Here is a 572-nt window from a genome sequence, read left to right on the forward strand (position 1 = left end):
GTGCGTGAGGTGGTTGCTTCTTTGCATGAGCAGCTTATTAAGTGGAATTTGGTGGTGTGGACTGCTGGGAATGTGTCTCAACGGTTGAAGACTGCTGATTTGTTTGTGATTAAGCCGTCTGGTTTGCGTTATGAGTATTTGACTCCTGCGAGTATGGTGGTGTGTGATTTGGATGGGAATGTGGTTGATGGTGTTGCGGCTCCGTCGTCGGATACTGCGTCTCATGCGTATATTTATCGTCATATGCCTGATGTGTTTGGTGTGGTTCATACTCATTCTACGTATGCGACTGCGTGGGCTGCTACGGGTAAGAATATTCCGTGTGCTTTGACGATGATGGGTGATGAGTTTGGTGGTGAGGTTCCTGTGGGTCCTTTCCGTCTTATTGGTTCTGAGGCTATTGGTCGGGGTGTGGTGGAGACGTTGGAGAGGTATCCTAAGTCTCCTGCTGTGTTGATGCAGAATCATGGTCCGTTTACTGTTGGTAGGGATGGTGAGGCTGCTGTGAAGGCTGCTGCTATGACTGAGGAGGTGGCGCGTACTGTGTGGGCTGCTCAGATGCTTGGTGGTGT

The 572-nt window shown here is 50.2% G+C and carries 1 protein-coding gene; it reads left to right on the plus strand.

Annotated elements, in window-relative coordinates:
- Positions 1-572: L-ribulose-5-phosphate 4-epimerase (locus ACFQY8_RS08025; RefSeq protein WP_377939458.1), on the plus strand; the 572-nt coding region annotated here is incomplete at both ends.

The organism is Alloscardovia venturai (assembly GCF_042676605.1).
Lineage (GTDB): Bacteria > Actinomycetota > Actinomycetes > Actinomycetales > Bifidobacteriaceae > Alloscardovia > Alloscardovia venturai.